The sequence below is a fragment of the Serratia sp. N21D137 genome (assembly GCF_047530005.1).
GTDB classification, from domain to species: Bacteria; Pseudomonadota; Gammaproteobacteria; order Enterobacterales; family Enterobacteriaceae; genus Chania; species Chania fonticola_B.
Genome location: NZ_JBLJAJ010000021.1, coordinates 1 through 18,437, shown reverse-complemented (window position 1 = coordinate 18,437; position 18,437 = coordinate 1). Strand labels below are relative to the sequence as shown.

The 18,437-nt window shown below is 52.1% G+C and carries 20 protein-coding genes; 19 read left to right on the top strand and 1 reads right to left on the bottom strand.

Translation table 11 applies throughout. The annotated features are described in order from the left end of the window. Positions 1-145: 145 nt before the first annotated feature. The 18 genes from ACMV5H_RS16610 (at position 146) to ACMV5H_RS16525 (ending at position 16,738) form a co-directional block, all read left to right on the top strand. Complete coding sequence (locus ACMV5H_RS16610) at positions 146-685, top strand: fimbrial protein (RefSeq protein WP_059199840.1); 540 nt, start codon at positions 146-148, stop codon at positions 683-685. A gap of 41 nt (positions 686-726) precedes the next feature. Then, a complete protein-coding gene (locus ACMV5H_RS16605) occupies positions 727-1,305 on the top strand; it encodes a fimbrial protein (protein ID WP_223498923.1) in 579 nt (192 codons plus the stop codon). An 18-nt stretch (positions 1,306-1,323) separates the two neighbouring features. Next, entirely contained in the window at positions 1,324-3,858 is a 2,535-nt protein-coding gene (locus ACMV5H_RS16600; RefSeq protein ID WP_414822120.1) for an outer membrane usher protein, read from the top strand. A 14-nt stretch (positions 3,859-3,872) separates the two neighbouring features. Next, positions 3,873-4,628 carry a fimbria/pilus periplasmic chaperone gene (locus ACMV5H_RS16595; protein ID WP_209524108.1) on the top strand — a complete coding sequence of 252 codons (756 nt, stop codon included), beginning with the start codon at positions 3,873-3,875 and terminating at the stop codon, positions 4,626-4,628. Between the two features lie 74 nt (positions 4,629-4,702). After that, positions 4,703-5,137, top strand: a complete 435-nt coding sequence (locus ACMV5H_RS16590; RefSeq protein WP_115160376.1) for a fimbrial protein — start codon at positions 4,703-4,705, stop codon at positions 5,135-5,137. A 14-nt stretch (positions 5,138-5,151) separates the two neighbouring features. Continuing rightward, positions 5,152-5,634, top strand: coding sequence for a fimbrial protein (locus tag ACMV5H_RS16585; protein WP_094982078.1), 483 nt, complete (start codon positions 5,152-5,154; stop codon positions 5,632-5,634). A 9-nt stretch (positions 5,635-5,643) separates the two neighbouring features. Continuing rightward, the gene (locus ACMV5H_RS16580; RefSeq protein ID WP_115160359.1) at positions 5,644-6,174 is read left to right on the top strand and encodes a fimbrial protein; all 531 of its coding nucleotides are present in this window, start codon (positions 5,644-5,646) and stop codon (positions 6,172-6,174) included. Positions 6,175-6,242: 68 nt separating this feature from the next. Continuing rightward, positions 6,243-7,040, top strand: a complete 798-nt coding sequence (locus ACMV5H_RS16575; protein WP_115160358.1) for a hypothetical protein — start codon at positions 6,243-6,245, stop codon at positions 7,038-7,040. A gap of 590 nt (positions 7,041-7,630) precedes the next feature. Then, positions 7,631-8,302, top strand: coding sequence for a tyrosine-type DNA invertase (locus ACMV5H_RS16570; protein ID WP_115160357.1), 672 nt, complete (start codon positions 7,631-7,633; stop codon positions 8,300-8,302). A gap of 405 nt (positions 8,303-8,707) precedes the next feature. Then, a complete protein-coding gene (gene fimA, locus ACMV5H_RS16565) occupies positions 8,708-9,256 on the top strand; it encodes a type 1 fimbrial major subunit FimA (protein ID WP_024530428.1) in 549 nt (182 codons plus the stop codon). A gap of 77 nt (positions 9,257-9,333) precedes the next feature. Beyond that, positions 9,334-9,876: a fimbrial protein gene (locus tag ACMV5H_RS16560; RefSeq protein WP_021179445.1), complete on the top strand. Its 543-nt coding sequence runs from the start codon at positions 9,334-9,336 to the stop codon at positions 9,874-9,876. A gap of 125 nt (positions 9,877-10,001) precedes the next feature. Continuing rightward, a complete protein-coding gene (locus tag ACMV5H_RS16555; protein WP_059199855.1) occupies positions 10,002-10,670 on the top strand; it encodes a fimbria/pilus periplasmic chaperone in 669 nt (222 codons plus the stop codon). 82 nt (positions 10,671-10,752) lie between these two features. Then, on the top strand, positions 10,753-13,392 hold the full coding sequence (locus ACMV5H_RS16550; RefSeq protein ID WP_094983302.1) for a fimbrial biogenesis usher protein: 2,640 nt from the start codon (positions 10,753-10,755) through the stop codon (positions 13,390-13,392). A gap of 22 nt (positions 13,393-13,414) precedes the next feature. After that, positions 13,415-13,942, top strand: a complete 528-nt coding sequence (locus tag ACMV5H_RS16545) for a fimbrial protein (protein ID WP_115160355.1) — start codon at positions 13,415-13,417, stop codon at positions 13,940-13,942. Between the two features lie 15 nt (positions 13,943-13,957). Next, a complete protein-coding gene (locus ACMV5H_RS16540; RefSeq protein ID WP_021179449.1) occupies positions 13,958-14,464 on the top strand; it encodes a fimbrial protein in 507 nt (168 codons plus the stop codon). A 13-nt stretch (positions 14,465-14,477) separates the two neighbouring features. Next, entirely contained in the window at positions 14,478-15,395 is a 918-nt protein-coding gene (locus tag ACMV5H_RS16535; protein WP_414822119.1) for a fimbrial protein, read from the top strand. 66 nt (positions 15,396-15,461) lie between these two features. Next, positions 15,462-16,127 (top strand): response regulator transcription factor, encoded by a 666-nt coding sequence (locus ACMV5H_RS16530; protein ID WP_094983300.1) that lies wholly within the window; start codon positions 15,462-15,464, stop codon positions 16,125-16,127. Continuing rightward, positions 16,124-16,738 (top strand): helix-turn-helix domain-containing protein, encoded by a 615-nt coding sequence (locus ACMV5H_RS16525; RefSeq protein ID WP_414822118.1) that lies wholly within the window; start codon positions 16,124-16,126, stop codon positions 16,736-16,738. The genes ACMV5H_RS16530 and ACMV5H_RS16525 overlap by 4 nt, the downstream gene beginning before the upstream one ends. A gap of 111 nt (positions 16,739-16,849) precedes the next feature. Here the strand turns inward: ACMV5H_RS16525 and ACMV5H_RS16520 are convergent, their stop codons facing one another. Continuing rightward, the gene (locus ACMV5H_RS16520) at positions 16,850-17,425 is read right to left on the bottom strand and encodes a tyrosine-type DNA invertase (RefSeq protein ID WP_094983298.1); all 576 of its coding nucleotides are present in this window, start codon (positions 17,423-17,425) and stop codon (positions 16,850-16,852) included. A 431-nt stretch (positions 17,426-17,856) separates the two neighbouring features. Between ACMV5H_RS16520 and ACMV5H_RS16515 the strand changes: the two genes are divergently transcribed. Further along, complete coding sequence (locus ACMV5H_RS16515; RefSeq protein WP_059199862.1) at positions 17,857-18,108, top strand: DinI-like family protein; 252 nt, start codon at positions 17,857-17,859, stop codon at positions 18,106-18,108. Positions 18,109-18,437 lie beyond the last annotated feature (329 nt).

The following is an 18,437-nucleotide window of genomic DNA, read 5'->3' as shown; positions in this document are numbered from 1 at the left end:
CTTGAGTGCCCGGAGTATAAAAAATGAAGCGTATCCCTATTGGATAATGGGCGAGCGTCTCATGTTTTTTGCAGTCCCCAGACCATGTTTGACATGGATGGTTATTAGTCGTTTATATCAATTTATTTAATAAAGGAATAGAAATATGAAACTGAACAAATTCATGGTTGCCGCAATCGCTTTGGGTTTTGTTTCTGCTGCCAATGCTGCACAGGACGCGGGCCATGGCACAATCGAATTCTACGGTTCCATCATTGATGCACCTTGCTCTATCGCCCCAGGCGATGACAACCAGCGTATCCCTATGGGCCAGATCGCTAACGTGGCACTGAAAGACGGCGGTAAATCTACCCCTGAAAACTTCTACATCCACCTGGAAAACTGTGATGCATCTACCCTTAAAACGGTAACCACCACCTTCACAGGTCCAACTTCTGCAGGTAACGCCGATCTGCTGGGCATCACCGGTACTGCTCGTGGCGCTAGCCTGGCTATCACCGACGGTAGCGGCACGCTGATCAAGCTGGGCCAGCCAACTGCTCCACAGGGCATCCAGGATCAAACCAACATCCTGAACTTCTCTGCTTACCTGCAGGGCGACATGGGTGCAGACGGTAAAACTGCTGCAGAAATCGTCCCAGGCGACTTCAGCACCACCACTACCTTTACCCTGGCTTATCAGTAAGTTTTAACCGGTTTAACGGTCACACATGCGGGGAAACCCGCATGTTTATTCTTAAGGTCATGGTGTCGAAGGGAATTAACAGCGTGAACAACATGGAATATATCGTGGCGAGTTGCCTGCTCAGCGCTCTGTTTAGCGTAACCGCAACGGCGGATACGTTTTTGGGACGGGGCCGTGTCGTCATGGAAGGCAGCATTATTGAAACTGCCTGCGCCATTGAGATGAGCAGCCGTGAGCAAGTGATTGAGATGATCACCGTTCCTGCGTCACAGATTGCTCATGATGGGCAAGGTATCGCCAAACCTTTTGTTATTCGCTTAATTAACTGCACCTTGCCACGCTTTGATCCCACGATGCCCGATTGGCAAGCATTCCGCGTGACCTTTGATGGTTTGAAGGATGGCGCCTTGCTGGGGATTGAAGGCGAGGCCCAAGGCGTTGGGCTACAGATCAAAGACCAATCCGGCAACATTGCATTACCCGGCGTAGCTATGCCCCTGGCAGAGTTAAGCTCCGGAGATAAGCTCCTGCAATACACCGTAAACCTGTTGCCGAATCACCAGATACTGCGAGCCGGTGAGTACCGCTCCACCGTGCGTTTCAAAATGGATTATTACTGATAAACGGAATTTTTATCGATGGCCAAACCTGTTGCGAATTCTACTTTCCGACTGCGCGGATTGTGGGTCTGTATTGCTTTATCGCTGGGAAGCCCGGTTTATCTTACGCATGCCGCAGATGATATTCAGTTCAATACCGATGTGTTGGATATTAAAGATCGGGAAAATCTCGATCTCAGCCATTTCTCCCGTGGCGGCTATATTATGCCAGGGACTTACACCATGGCGGTGTTTCTCAACCGGCAGCAAATCGCGGAGCGTTCAATCACCTTCGCGCCCTCTAAAGCAGATCCTAAAAGCAGCGAACCTTGCCTGACGCCTGAACTGATCGAGCTGTTTGGCCTGAGAGACAGCGTGCTCAAGGACATTGTCTGGGAAGACGACGGGCAATGTCTCGATCTGCAAAGCATTTCAGGATTGACGGTACAGGGCGATTTGGCGACGTCATCCCTGCAGCTCAGCGTGCCGCAAGCCTATCTTGAATACAGTTCTGAGGATTGGGATCCGCCTTCCCGTTGGGATAATGGCATCACAGGTGCGTTGTTTGACTATAACCTGAATTTCCTGACCTCGCGCCAGCAGCACCAGGATCAGGCCTATAGCCTGAGTGGTAATGGGACCACCGGGGCCAACTTTGGCCCTTGGCGTCTGCGCGCGGATTGGCAGTTGCAGATGAGAAATCAGTCTGGCGGCAACGGCGAAAATAGCCTGGATTGGAGCCGTTATTACGCTTATCGGGCCTTGCCCAAGCTGCTTGCCCGCCTGACGCTGGGAGAAAACTTCCTCAATTCCGATATTTTCGACAGCTTCCGTTTCACCGGCGTTACGCTTAACACCGATGACAACATGCTGCCACCTAACTTACGCGGTTACGCCCCGGAAGTGAGTGGCGTCGCCAAAAGTAATGCCAAGGTGACCATTAGCCAGCAGGGCCGGGTGTTGTATGAAACGCAGGTCGCGCCAGGCCCGTACCGCATTCAGGATTTGAATGATGCGGTTTCCGGCCAACTGCAGATTCGCGTTGAGGAGCAGGATGGCAGCGTGCAGGAGTTCACCGTGAACACTGCCAGCATCCCTTATCTGACCCGTCCAGGTTCGTTGCGCTATAAACTCGCGGCAGGTCGGCCAAGCGATTGGAAACACAACGTCAGCGGGCCACTGTTCTCCACCGGCGAATTCTCCTGGGGGGTTAGCAACGGCTGGTCACTGTACGGTGGCGGCGTGGGGAGCGACGACTATAACGCGTTGGCGCTAGGGGTGGGCCGCGATCTGATGATGCTGGGTGCACTGTCGTTCGATGTCACCCAATCCCGGGCTAATTTGCCGCAGGAAAGCTCGTTGTTTGGTAACTCTTATCGCCTCAGTTATTCCAAGCGTTTTGACGATTATGACAGCCAGGTGACGTTTGCCGGCTATCGCTTCTCAGAACGCAACTTCATGAACATGAGCGAATTTTTGGACGCACGGACTATCGGTTACCGCACCCAGAGCAGTAAGGAGATGTACACCGTTACGTTCAATAAGCAGTTTGTCGACCTGGGCCTGAGCACGTTTATCAATTACAGCCACCAGACCTATTGGAACGACAGTGCCAACGATCATTATAACCTGTCGCTGGCGAGATACTTCGATCTGGGCAAGTTCAAGGATCTTAACCTTTCGTTGACCGCCTATCGTAACAAATTTAACGGCATCAACGACGACGGTATGTATCTGGCGATCACCATTCCCTGGGGTCACTCCAGTTCCATCACCTACAGCGGGTCATGGGATCGCAATGAAAATACTCACCAGGTGGGGTATTTCGGTCGTGTGAATGACGCCGACTCCTATCAGATTAGTGCAGGTGCTGCTCGCCAAGGCGCGGTTGCCAGCGGTTATTACACCCACTTGGGCAACGACGCGCAAGTGAGTGCCAACGCGGGTTATCAAGCTGGGCGTTCCAGCTCTCTGGGCCTGATGCTGCAAGGTGGGGTGACGGCGACCGGGGAGGGCGTGGCTATGCATCGGATTGGCATGCCAGGCGGAACGCGCATTTTATTGGATACCGACGGAGTCGCAGGCGTTCCTGTGCGCGGTTATGGTGCCACCACCTTATCCAACCGCTTTGGTAAAGCCGTGGTGTCCGATCTTAACAGCTACTACCGCAACCAGGTCAGCATCGATCTGAACGCGCTGGACGATAAGACCGAGGCGCTCAGTTCGGTGCAGCAGGCGACATTGACCGAAGGGGCGATTGGTTTACGGCGTTTTGAAGTGGTGGCTGGTGAAAAAGCGATGGCGGTGGTTCGTCTGGCTGACGGGTCATCACCGCCTTTCGGGGCTACGGTACAAAATAGCAAGCAACGGGACGTTGGCATTATCAACGATGACGGCAGCGTTTACCTGAGTGGTATTCAGCCCGGTGCCAAGATGACTACCAGTTGGAATGGTATCACCCAGTGCGAAATAACACTGCCAACGCATATCCCACCGCAAGGGACACAGAATTTACTGCTGCCTTGCCGGCCAATCGCTGCAGGGGAAAATCCGGCAACGGAAAACAGAAGCTGAACGGAAAAAGACTGATGAAATTAACGACCACACATTTACTAACTGCTGGCGCCTTGCTGCTGGCCATCCTTAGCTCACAGGCTAATGCGGCGATTGCCCTGGATCGTACCCGGGTGATTTATAACGCTTCCAGTAAGTCTGTCAGCATGAACGTCAGCAATGAAAACAAACACCTGCCTTATCTGGCTCAGGGGTGGATTGAGGATGAGCAGGGCAACAAGATCACCAGCCCGCTGATCGTTCTGCCTCCGGTGCAGCGTATTGAGTCTGGTGCCAAAAGCCAGGTGAAAGTGCAGGGGCTGCCTGCTTTGCAGCAATTGCCGCAGGATCGTGAATCGCTGTTCTATTTCAACCTGCGTGAAATTCCACCGCGCAGCGACAAGCCGAATACGCTGCAAATTGCGCTGCAGACACGCATTAAACTGTTCTACCGCCCGCAGGCGATTGAACCGACCAAGGAACAGATGAGTACGCCGTGGCAGGAAAAAATGACGCTGACGCGCCAGGGCGATCGCTATGTGATCAACAACCCGACGCCGTATTACATCACCATCGTTGAGGCTAGCACCACTAAAGGTGGCCAGAGCGCCAAAGGGTTTGTTCCGTTGATGGTTCCCCCTAAATCCAATGCGCCGTTAAGCGCCAGCGTCAGTGCTTTAGGTAGCGCGCCGGTGCTGACCTACGTGAATGACTTCGGCGGCCGCCCAGAACTGATTTTCCGCTGTGCGGGTGATACCTGTCAGGCAGAACCTGGCAAACGTAACTCATAGCCTACACGCAACAGAGGTGAACTATGCCGTGGAAAACGTCGACGGGACTTGCAGGTTTGATACTGGTTTTGGGCATGTCATCAGCCGTTGCTGCGACGTCCAACCTGACTATCTCGGGCAACATTTTACTGCCGCCGCCCTGCGTGATTAACGGGGATCAAACCATCATGGTGGATTTTACCAACGAGGTGATGACGACCCGGGTTGATGGTATCAACTACCGTCAGCCGGTGCCTTACACGTTGGAATGCTCGGCAGGCAATACCAACGCGTTAAAAATGCAGATCCAGGGCACGGACGCCGGTTTTGCCGGCGCTCTGCAAACCTCGAAAGGCGATCTGGGGATCGCCTTGTCAAATGACGGCCAGGCAATGCCAGTGAATAGCTGGCTGAATTTCACGCTGCCAAATCAGCCTGCATTGTTTGCCACCTTGGTGAAGCGCCCAGGGGGCACTCTCACCGCTGGCTACTTTACGTCGGTAGCCACGATGGTGGTCGACTACCAGTGAAACGGGAGAAAGGAATGAGATCGGTTGCAGGGATGTCACTATTGCTATCGTTTGCTGTGCTGGCCATAAGCCCATTGCAAGCGGCAGAAAATATGGGCTTTAGCGGTACGTTGATTGAGCCACCTCCTTGCCAGGTGAACAATGGCAAAGACCTCGACGTGCCTTTTGACCGGATCGGCGTCAATAGCGTGGATGGGGTGAAGCACCGCAGGCAGGTAGATTACGTGCTGGACTGTTCGGCGGGATCTGCATGGAGCATGGTGCTGACGTTGATCGGCCCGGGTGCCGCCTTTGAGCCAGCAACGCTACAGACCAACATTGCCAATCTGGGCATCAAAATTTACCAGAACGGCGAGCCCTTTGAGCTCGGTACGCCTATCTCTATTGACCCAAAAAATCCACCGATGTTAGAAGCCGTGCCGGTTAAAAAACCGGGCACCGAGCTGACAGAAGGGGCATTTGAAGTCACGGCGACGCTGCTTGCGGATTACCAATAAGGAGCTGATATGCGGCAAATACTGAGATATCTCTGCGCCACCGTCGCTCTGCTAGCGCTGAGCCAGGGCGTGCAGGCGGCAAAGATGCGCTTACACGGCACGCTGGTGGCGGAACCTTGCATCATCCCTCCGGGTGAAGAAACCATTCCGTTGGATTTTGGTTCGGTGATCGACAAACAGTTGTATCACAATCAAAGAACCCGCAGTTGGGAGTTCAAACTGCATTTAAGCAACTGCGATCAGACGTTGAGCAAATCGGTACAGATCACCTTTACCGGGGTGGAAAATCCTGCCTTGCCGGGATTACTGGCGCTAGATGCCTCCAGCCAGGCATCGGGCATTGGTATTGGCGTTGAGACAGAAAATGGCAATCCTGTGCCATTGAACCAGTTAGGTACTCATCGCTACCCATTAGCGGCAGGGGACAACTATCTGCGTATGATGGCTTATGTGCAAGGCGAGCCAGACGCGATTACCAACCGAACCATAAACCGCGGTCCTTTCAGTGCCAGCATGACCTTTGCATTGACCTATGACTAGGGACTGACGCCGCTTGGCCTCTGTGAAGGCGCTAATCAGTAACAGCGCAGAGCAATAAGGAACAGATAATGAAGTTAATAGGAACAGCACTACTCAAAAGAACCGTGCTGGTTGCTGGTCTGCTGATGCCTCTATATGGTTACACCGCCGGAATCGATGTGAGCTGGACCGGGCCAAAGCAACAGACCATTAGTGCCCAGCCTGATGGTATCGGTGGCTACACCACTGTGTGTAAAACCGGCAAGACAGTTTACTTTTACGCGATATTGAGTACCACCACGGGTATGTATCAACGAATGATTGCCTCCGCGTCGGGGGTGGCAAGCGGAAACTGTAGTGAAGTTTTAGCAAAAGTCCTCCCTATCACGTTTACATTGCAAGCCAATGAAGTAAATTTCTTCGGGCTGGGTCAGGAAGTTGGCAAACGTCCTGCGGATGGTCCGACTATGAACGTTTCTCTTGAACATAACAGCGGAACCGGTGATGGCTGGAAGCCTCAGCCACCGCCAGGCCCCGCCTGTTCACTGATTGGCACTTCGGTAGATATCAGTTATGGGGACATTCAGGCTGCTAGCGTGCCAGGATTGAAAAAAAGCTCTGACTTGTTCGTTAAATGCACTGCCAGTGCTACGGTTAAAGTTACGGTGATCGGTTACACGACCACCACCGGTATCAAGCTGCGTATGGATGGCTCACTGGCGGCGGATTTGTTTGTCCGCGACCAGCCAGCCAATGTTGGCACTCTGGAAAAGATCGCGGCCAATCAAACGATAGCCGTACCCATCGCTTCAATATTGAAGGTTAACGGTAATCTGGCGGGGGGGGCTTTTCGCGGTTCGGCAGTGATTAATATGGATATCCTTTAACGTGTTATCCTGAGGACGTCAGCCTGCGTTTTGCGGGCAGACGCCCTCAGCCGTTTCCGACAGGTTCCACGACCTTCTACCGTGCGGGTTGTTATTACCGTTCCACTGCCTTCCCTTTATCTGAACTTCCCAATCAATAAAGCAATACACGTAATAAGCTAATGTATTACCGCTATAGTTATGTGACATTTTGTCAGGTTAAAAATAACAGGATGAACAATTGATTAGCAAAATAGCGTGACGGCATTTTCATCTTATTACAAAATTTAAAATTCTTTTTGGCTGATTTTTGTCTAGCAGAGTGATTAGGAGAAAACCTCGTTTTAGCTGTAGGTGTCAGGCTAGCCCTGGCCTTGCTTAAAAAACGCTCTTTTGGTGAGATAAATCTTACGCTTGTGAAGTGTTGGAAATAGCCCATTAAATTTTTATGGTCTTGCTGTTTTTTTTAGTTTTAGCCAGCGGGTGGGTAAACCTATTTTTATTTGGTAATCCTTCATCACAATAGGCTATGCTTTAAGCAATCTGTCAGCGACAGATTTTATTAATTCTTGAGCGAGTAATATCCAGCCTAATTGCAATAGGAGTTTTTTGTGGCACAACGTAAATTTCTCACTCTCACCGAAGTTAACAACCTGATGAGTGCAGCCCGGAATAAACAGACCGGGATACGGGACAGTTGCCTGATCCTGCTTGCCTTCCGCCATGGGTTTCGTATCAGCGAGTTGTTGAACTTGCGTTATCATGACCTTGAAATGATTGAAGGACGGATAAATATACGCCGGCTTAAGAATGGATTCTCTACCGTTCATCCTCTGATGAGTGATGAATGCAAGGCGATTATGGAGTGGAACCAGGTCAGGGCGCAGTGGAAGCCTGCAGTGGATCCACAGATTGTTTTTATCTCCCAGCGTGGTACTCAGCTATCGCGCGGCCAGGCTTGGCGAATTATCCGTCAGGCAGGGGAACTGGCGGGCACCGCTACCCATACGCATCCCCATATGCTGCGCCATGCCTGCGGCTATGAATTGGCGGAAAGGGGCACAGATACCCGTTTGATTCAGGATTATCTGGGGCATCGTAACATCAGGCACACCGTGCGATATACCGCCAGCAACGCGGCGCGCTTTGTCGGGATGTGGGAGCGTAACGGATTGGTTATAAAGGATTTATTGATAAATAATCAGGTGAAAGATGAAACAATTGGGGCTAAACTGTTCCTAATTCTTAAACGAAAGATAAGATTTTGCAATGCCCTGTATTAGAAAATTCCTTGATCAAGATCTATCTAACTGAAAAACAAAGTTATATTTTTACTTCCGTAAATCGCTATCTCTACCCTCTAAATTTTGGCCACTGCGCCAGCCTGCTGTTGCAAATTCCTTAAATATCCAAAAACACATTCCCCTAATAATAGCAAAGCATTTAATCTTTTATTTTAATGATTAAGCAATGAAAATTAGTCAATTAATTCGATGTTAATGTGTTTACCGTTTTTTTATAGGGTGCGACAAAATAGCCCCAAATGTCTCATGTTGTTGGCGAAAACTGAACGGAATAGGGAGGTCCGGCCGTGAGTAGAAATGAAGTCTGTGCGGTTGCCCGCCAGGGGAATCGACCTCCACACTTTTTCATGGTTATGAAACATTATGTGTTCAAAGGAAAATAGTATGAAAATCAAATCACTGGTTGCTGGTATTGCCGCAGTTCTTTCTCTGGCTGGCGTCGCTAATGCGGCAACGGTTACTACCGTCAACGGTGGCCCTATCCATTTTAAAGGGGAAGTTGTTAATGCGGCCTGTGCCGTGGATGCCGGTTCTATTGGCCAGACAGTGCAATTGGGGCAGGTTAAAACAACTTCACTGGCTACCGCTGGTGATGTTAGCTCCGCTACCGGGTTCAACATCCAACTGAATGATTGTGATTCAACCGTTGCTACTCAGGCAGCTGTTGCTTTCAGCGGCACAGCGGTTAACGCTACCTATCCTACCGCGCTGGCCCTGCAAGGTTCTGCGGCGGGTAACGCAACCAACGTCGGCGTTCAGATCCTTGACCGCACCGGTACTGCGTTAGCGGTTGATGGCGCTACCTTCAGTGCGGCTACTACGCTCTCTGATGGCACCGTTATTGTTCCATTCCAGGCTCGTTATATCGCGACCGGCGTAGCCACTGCCGGTATTGCCAATGCTGATGCGACCTTCAAGGTGCAGTATCAGTAAGCTGAATTAGCTATCAAGGATGATGATGACAGGCCAGGGAGGCCTGATTTTCAGCTATCGGAGGCAAGGAGTGTGCGATGTGGAGAATGGGAGCGGGACTCCTGCTAACTCTGCTGTTGGTGGGGAAGGCCGTTGCTGACGATCGTTGGGAGGAACAACCTCTCGGTGGCCTGATGCGCTTTCAGGGTGAAGTGATCGCTGAAACCTGTTCGGTGGAAGCCGGAGATCGCAATTTGACGGTATCGATGGGGAATATCACTACCGACCGGTTTCGTATGCCTGGCGATGAGGCCGATCCAGTCCCCTTTGATTTACATCTGCAGAACTGTACTTCCACGGTCAGTCGTAACGTGGGCGTGATGTTCCATGGCATGGCAGACAGCAATAATCCGCAGGTGCTTTCTGTTGGTGACGGGCCAGGTGTCGCCTCTGGCGTAGCCGTGGCGTTGTTTGATGACAGAGGCCGATTTATTCCACTCAATACCGCGCCGCGGTACTGGGTGCCGTTGCAAGAGGGGCCGGTGATCCTGCATTTCGTAGCGAAATACCGTGCCACCGGACAGCCGGTGAACAATGGTTTGGCTAACGCTCAGGCCTGGTTCGCACTGACTTATCAGTAGGCCTTGGCCGCAAGATGAAAAGTAATAGCGCTGTGAATGTTTGGCCTTTGGCCACGCAGTGTTATGGAAGTCAGATCCTGATGGACGAGGTAAATGTGAGAACAATTTCGAAGGTTGGAAAGGCAATGTCCGTGCTGTTGTTGTTGGCGGCGGGGCATGTGGGTATGGCAAACGCCGGAGTCGGCCTGGGTGCGACCCGGGTGATCTATCCTGCCGATCAGAAGCAGGTGACTTTGGGAGTCAGCAATAACGATGAGAAAAGTACCTATCTGATCCAATCCTGGGTAGAAAACGCCGATGGCCAGAAAGACGGTCGGCTGATTATTACGCCACCGTTATATTTGATGCAGGGAAAAAAAGAGAACACGCTGCGCATTATTGACGCGACTAATCAAAGCTTGCCGAAGGATCGGGAGAGCCTGTTCTGGGTTAACGTCAAAGCGATCCCCTCACTGGACAAATCACGCCAGGATGAAAACACCCTGCAATTGGCTATTACCAGCCGTATCAAACTTTTTTATCGCCCCAATGGGCTGAGTATTGCGCCAGACAAGGCTCCGGAGCAACTGCGTTTTAAACGTAGCGGCAAAGAGTTGACGATCGTCAATCCTACACCCTATTTCATCACGCTGAGCGAGTTGAACGCCGGCACGCGGCAGTTGGCAAACACCATGGTGTCGCCGATGGGATCGACCAATGTGGCGCTCCCCGCCGATGCAGGCAGCACGATTTCCTATCGGACGATCAACGATTACGGTGCCCAAACGCCGGTATTCAAGGGTGTGATGCAGTAAGGCCTGGAGCCGCCATCCACTTCATCAAGCTATAACCAGATAAATCAGGCAGCCGGGCGACCTGTATCGAACCGGAGGGATCATGCTATACCTGAAAAACGGCACGGAAAGTCGCAGAGTGATAAACGATAACCACCAGGGTGCCCCCATCTTAAAGCTGACTTTAACGCCTTTAGCCTTGATGCTGTGGGCGCTATGTGGCGATGCATCGGCTCGAGCGGAAAATTACTTCAACCCTCGTTTTCTGGCTGACGATCCGGCGAAGGTAGCCGATCTGTCAGGGTTCGAAAAGGGACTTGAGGCGCCTCCGGGTATCTACCGTGTCGACATTTATATGAATGACGGGTTTATGTCGACCCGGGATGTCTCTTTCCGGCCCGATGCCGACAACAAGGCCTTGGTGCCTTGCCTGACTCGCAGCCAACTGGCCACCATGGGCGTTAATACCCGGGCTGTCCCAGGAATGGCCATCTTGGCATCGGAAGCCTGCGTACCCTTAACCTCGCTGATCAAGGAAGCCTCCACTGATTTTGACGTCGGGCGGCAGCGCCTGTCTATCAGTGTTCCCCAGGCTTACATGGGCAACTCTGCCCGTGGTTATATCCCGCCTGACCAGTGGCAAAACGGCATCACTGCCGGGCTGCTCAATTACAGCTTCACCGGCAGTAATGTCCGTAACAGCCAGTCGAGCAACAGCAATTACGCCTTCCTTAACTTACAAAGCGGCGTGAATCTGGGAGCCTGGCGACTGCGGGATAATACTACCTGGAGCTATACCAGCGGCGGCGGATCGAGCTCCAATCAAAACCGCTGGCAGCACGTCAATACCTATTTGCAGCGGGATATTGCGCCGCTGCGCAGTCGCCTGACGTTGGGTGACGGCTATACCTCAGGGGACGTTTTCGACGGCGCGAACTTCCGCGGCGTACAGGTGGCGACGGATGACAATATGTTGCCAGACAGCCAGCGAGGGTATGCTCCCGTGATCCGCGGAATTGCCCGTGGCACCGCCAGGGTCACGGTCAAGCAGAATGGGTTCGAGGTGTATCAAACCACGGTGCCGCCAGGCCCATTTACCATCGACGATCTGTCTGGATCGGGCAGCGGCGGTGATTTGCAGGTCAGCATTCAGGAAGCCGACGGCACGGCTCAGGTCTTTACCGTGCCCTATACGTCGGTTCCTGGGCTGCTGCGCCAAGGGCAGGTGAGATATACGGTGATGGTGGGGCAGTATCGCAGCGGCAACGATCAGCAAGAAAAACCTACCTTTGGCCAAGGCACCCTGATGTGGGGGCTGGCCGACGGCTGGACGCTGTCTGGCGGTACTCAGCTTGCCGACCGCTATCGTGCATTCAACCTTGGGGTGGCTAAAAACCTGGGCATTTTCGGCGCGGTGTCGTTTGACATCACCCAGGCTCGCGCCACCTTGCCGGATGACAGCACCCATCAGGGTCAGTCGCTGCGCTTCCTTTATAACAAGGCATTAAACGAGTGGGGCACCAACCTGCAACTGCTCGGTTACCGCTATTCCACCAGTGGCTATTACGCGCTGGGTGATACGACCTGGCGCCAGATGAGCGGTTATAAGGCGGCAACCGATGAAGGTATTGTCGAACTCATGCCGAAACTCACCGATTACTACAATCTGGCCTACAACAAGCGTGGGCGGTTGCAGATGACGGTGACTCAGCAGGTTGGGGACAATGGCACCTTTTATCTGACCGGTAGCCACCAGACTTATTGGGGGGTAGGTAAGGCGGATGAACAACTGCAGGCCGGTTTCAGCGGTACGTTGGAGGATATCACTTATACCCTCAGCTACAGCCTGACCAAAAATGCCTGGCAGGACGGACGCGACAATATGCTGGCCTTCAACATCAGCATCCCGTTCAGCCATTGGCTGCGTTCCGACAGCCAGTCCGCTTTCAACCGCTCCAGCGTCAGCTACAGCATGTCTGACGATCTGAGCGGCAGGATGACTAATCAGGCTGGGGTGTATGGCACGTTACTGGAGGATAACAACCTGAGTTACAACGTGCAGGCCGGTTACGCCGGAGGCGGAACGGGCACTTCAGGCGGGACGGGTAACACCTCGCTGAACTATCGCGGGGCTTCTGGCAACGCCAACGTGGGTTACAGCCGCAGCAGCGGTACCAGCCAACTGTATTACGGGCTAAGCGGCGGCGTGCTGGCGCATGAGAACGGCATCACCCTGAGTCAACCGCTGAACGACACCCTGATCCTGGTCAAAGCACCGGGGGCGGGTAACGTGTCGGTGGAAAACCAGAGCGGGATACGTACCGACTCGCGGGGATATGCCGTACTGCCGTTTGCCATGGATTACCGGGAAAACCGCGTGGCGTTGAACCCTAATACGTTGGCAAACAACGTCGAGCTGGATGACGCGGTGGTCAGCGTGGTGCCGAATCACGGCGCGGTAGTGCTGGCCGATTTTAAAACCCATGTCGGGCTGAAGGTACTGATGACGCTGACCTATAACGGACAGCCGTTGCCATTCGGGACGGTAGTGTCCTTCGATAATGGCCGCTCTGGCAGCATTGTTGCCGACGGTGGGCAGGTCTATCTGACCGGGCTGCCACCACGTGGCGAGGTGAAAGCCAAATGGGGTGAGGGTGCAGGCGAGCAATGCGTGACGAGTTACCAACTGCCGCCGGAAAGTCAGCAGCGGGCACTCAGCTATCTAACGGCAGTATGCCGATGACGCCGGGCGGGAGAGGCGAGCAATGAGAATACAACTTTATAGCCTGTGTCTGCTGGCGCTGTTTAGCTCCAGGGTAGCGCAGGCCGCGGACAGCACCATCGCCATTAACGGTTACGTTAAGGACAATGCCTGCTCAATAGCTCCGGGGTCGCAAAGTTTTGTGGTGGATCTGATGAGTAATGCGGCTAAGCAGCTGCATCGGGTAGGGGCGACGACGCCGATGGTGCCGTTCAGCATAGTGCTCGATAAATGTGGCGGTTCAGCCATCGCGGTGAAAACGGGTTTCACCGGTGTGGCAGACAGCGACAATCTGACGTTGCTGAAAATCGACGGTGGTGCCGGTGCGGCAGCTGGCATGGGCATACAGATCCTCGATAACAGCGGTAATGCCATTGCTCTCAATGAGATCTCGAGTGGGCTGAACTGGTCAAACATCACTGCCGGACAATCCAATACGCTGTATTTCTATGCGCGTCTGATGGCGACCCGCGCCCCGGTGACTGCCGGGCAGGTCAGAGCGACGGCAAACTTCACCCTGGAATTTCAGTAACCGGAGAAAAGAGCTATGAACATGAGCAAGCGGGTTCCGATCGCAGGGTGGTTACTGATGATGGTACTCCCCCTGGCGCATGCGGCAGATGTCAACATCACCATCAATGGCAAGGTGGTGGCAAAACCCTGCACGGTATCCACCGTGTCTACCACGGTAGAACTGGGTGATTTATATACCTTCAACCTGCTGGCGGCAGGTGCCACTTCGCCATGGCATTCGGTGACATTAAACCTCACCAACTGCCCGGTAGGGACCTCAAAGGTGACCGCGACCTTTTCCGGCACGGCCGATAGCACCCGGAACTATTACGCCAATCAGGGCGCGGCCCGCAATATTGCATTGCAGCTGGCCGATAGCGGCGGGGTAAATCTGCCCAACGGCAGTACCAAAGTCGTGGCGGTGAATGACGCATCGCTGGCCGCCAGCCTGGTTTTGCAAGTGAGGGCCATCACGCCCAGCGGCAATGTGACGCAGGGGTCGATTCAATCCCTGATCAACGTGACTTACACCTATTCCTGATGATGAAGAACATATGAAAGACTTAATCCGCGTATTTCTGAAATATCTGGGTGCAGCTGCGCTCTTGATTGGCTATTCATCCAGTGCCCATGCCTTTGCTTGCCGAACGGCGGCCGGGGCAACCATCCCTATCGGTGGCGGCAGCGCTAACGTGTTTGTGGATTTGACTCCGCAGATCGGGGTGGGCCAAAACCTGATCGTTGATTTGTCCCGTCAGATCTCCTGCCGTAATGACTTTCCAGAGAACAGAATAGACTATGTTTCTCTGCAGAGAGGCTCGGCCTATGGTGGCGTATTGGCAAGTTTCACCGGTAGCTTTGTGTATGACGGTACTTCTTACCCATTCCCGACAACCTCTGAAACCAAGTCCGTTGTCTATAGAACCACCACTATGACGCCATGGCCCGCCGTGCTTTATCTCACGCCTATCAGCACTGCAGGTGGCGTGGCGATAACCAGTGGTTCTTTGATTGCGGTGTTAAATATGCATCAAACCAATAACGTGGGGGAATCGCATGCGTATATTTGGAATATCTATGCCAGCAATAGCGTGGTGATCCCTACCGGTGGCTGTGATGTTTCTTCCCGAGATGTCACCGTGAATCTGCCAGAATACCCGGGAACGGTATCGATACCGTTGACGGTGCGCTGTGCCCAGAACCAAAACCTGGCCTATTACCTGACCGGGCCAACCACGGATGCTGCGTCCACGATTTTTGCCAACACTGCCTCTGCACCGGTGGCTCAGGGAATTGGTATTCAGGTTGCCAACCGCAATGGCGCTATTCCGACCAACAGGAACGTCGCGCTGGGGACCGTCGGTAGTTCTGCAGTCAGTTTAGGTTTGACCGCCAACTATGCACGCACAACCGGTCAGATAGTGGCGGGTAACGTCAAGGCCGTGGTGGGTGTGACCTTTTTGTATCCTTGAATGTGCGTATGAACGAGGCCTCAAGCCTGGGGAAACGGCACTAAACACGGTTATTTAGGAGGAAAAATGCAGCAGGCAAATCATCAGCAAGCCGAGCATGCGACAGCGGAAAGCCGCAAGCGAATTCTGGTTGTTGAGCCATCCAGGATCAATTGGATCGGGCTGCAGCGGTTACTGGGGGACGCGGGCAGCACGGAGTTAAGTTTTTGCCGGGTCAGTAAATTGACCGATGCCAAAAAGAAAGTTTATGAATTTAAACCTGATGTGATCTTGTTTAGCTCATTATCTCGTGGCACTGACTATCTGTCGTTATTATCCTTTTTGTCAGATATTGCCAGTTATCATCATAAAACCAACTCGGTGATCTGGTTGCAGCATGATATGGCCTGGATGGTGCAACTTCTCCACGCCTTCGGCGTAGATACGGTATTGATCGATCCGGTTAACCTGTATCAAATTACCCAGTGTTTAGGCCGCGATCGGACCGATAAAGCGCCCAAAAATGCGGCTTTATTAGGTAAGCAGGAAAGATTGATTGCGCTGGCCTTACTGCGCGGGCGTAGTGCCACGGCTATCGCTAATGTGACCGGCAAAGATGTACGCACCATCAGCACGCAGAAGAAATCGATCATTAGAAAGTTACAGATGACAACCAATGAGGAGCTCTACCTGCTGGCGGGTAAGCTGGTTTATTTAACCAAGATAAACGGACTGAGTGGTGAGACTCGATGAAAAAAATAATGATTATGCATCCCTGTATTGTTACCTGGCATGGTTTGCATCAGTTATTCAGGCGCAAACTGCCCGACGCTGAGATCGTACCGGCGCACTCCATCTATGATTTGGTATTTGATGATGATTTATCTGATGTTGATCTGATCGTCAGTGAATTCTATGGCCTGAATGAAAATATCACTATGGGGGCGAAGTTGCTGTCATTTGTTCAATCAGTCAGGCAGGACAAACCGTTACTGATTATGACCGATGTGCCAGGAAAACAGGTATTGGAATGCCCGGGTTACCTACCGGGGGTGTCCTATATTGCTTTATCTGAAGATATTCGTCAGTTAGTTAACCAGGTCGATCAGGTTCTGGCTGGCAAGATTGTTATCAGTCCGTCTCTGCGTAGTGAACAGGGGAGCAGTCTGTCCAACATCGACACCAGACCTTTTTCCCGCTCGGAAATAAAGGTTTATAGCTTATTGCAGGAGGGCTTCAGTATCTCGCAGATAGCGAAGAAGATTTCCCGCAGTGTCAAGACCGTGAGTGCACATAAACGCAACATGATGGGCAAGCTTGGCATTGAGAGTGAAGTCGAGCTCTATGCCTGTTTTAATCAATAGCCCTATATCGGTTACCGCCTGATTTGGAGATCGCTGTCATCAGCGATCTCCGGCGGTGGTGGAGCATAGTTTGCTGTATAATACACAAAAAGTAAGGCTATTCCGGCGGGTTTAGCCGTTTTTGCGTTTACCCGCTTCCCATATCCCCGCGAATCGTGCCGCATTACTGGCGGTATAGCGTACGGTATGGCGAATATTTCGGTGCCCCAGATAATCCTGAATCAATCGGGTATCCGCACCTCTTTCCGCCAGTTCATAGCCGCAGGCATGGCGTAACATATGAGGATGCGTATTGATGACCGTGCCCGCCAGTTCGCCAGCCTGGCGGATAATGCGCCAGGCTTGACCCCGCGATAGCTGGGTTCCTCGCTGAGAAATAAAGATAATGTCCGGGTCTGCACCGGGTTTCCATTGGGCCCTGTGCTGCTTCCATTCCAGAATTGCCTCGCATTCGTCATTCATCAGAGGATGAACGGTAGAGAATCCATTTTTAAGCCGGCGTATATTTATCCGTCCTTCGGCCATTTCAAGATCGCGAAAGCGCAGGCGCAGCAGTTCGCTGATACGGAATCCATGGCGGAAAGCCAGTAAGATCAGGCAGCTATCTCGTACTCCTGTCGGTGTATTTCTGGCAGCACTCATCAGTTTGCGGACTTCTGTTAGAGTGAGAAATTTACGCTGTACCAAAGAAAACTCCTATTTTTTTTCGCTTAAAAAACGCCAGAGTTAGGATTAAATAGAATAAAGTTCTTACCTACCATTATTAAATCCAAAGAGTGCAATAAAAGTTTGTTAAAAGTGCAGTTGGAGGTAATCTCATAGGATAATTCCTATTTGGTGTTTATTGTGATGTTACAGGTGACTACCGTCAATATCCAGCATTTACGGGGGAGGGCAATTGCACTGTTTAATTAGCATTGATAATACAGTCTATAACTTGACTGTTTCCCGCAAACATAATGAATATTGGGTTTCTTAATAGAGTAAAGTGTAATGAATTTCACATTTGTCAGAATAAAAAGTTGATGTACAGCGTAGTGAACCGGCACTAGCCAAAAATTGTACATTGAGCCTATCATGATAAGGATAACCCCAAGCCCCTTGCTAGAGACTGCCAAATGAATATTCAAATAAAAGTTGATAACAATCTGTTCGACAACCTCTCTGAGAAAGCCCGTGAGGCGTTGCTGGACGAACTGCAAACTCGCGTCCATGAGGTCTACCCGGCTAGTCACCTCACGGTGATTGCTGGGCTGAATGATAAGACTGAGATCGTGACCAGTGATTTTTTTAACGACGTTGAGGCAAAATTGACCGTGCAGGAAATTGTCGACGATGTCATCCTGCATGGCCACTGGCGTAACGCATAGCCCTCACCCCAACCCTCTCCCACAGGGAGAGGGAGCTGTCAGCCCCTGCTCGTTTGGTTGTAAAGTGATAAGTTCAGCAGACTCGATCTCTTTCTCATCCAAAGTGAATCCCCTAAGGGAGAGGGAGCTGTCAGCCCCTGCTCGTTTGGTAGTAAAGCGATAAACTCAGCAAACTCTTCCACAGGGAGAGGAGGCTTGTTAGTTGTCAATGCCAATCGAATAGTGACCCAGGCTGCCAAAGTAAATCTGACCCACCCCTGTTAGCGGTTAGCCAGAAATGTCGGCGGTTGCCGGCTTCTTCAACTGACCACTTTTTAACTTGTCCTTCA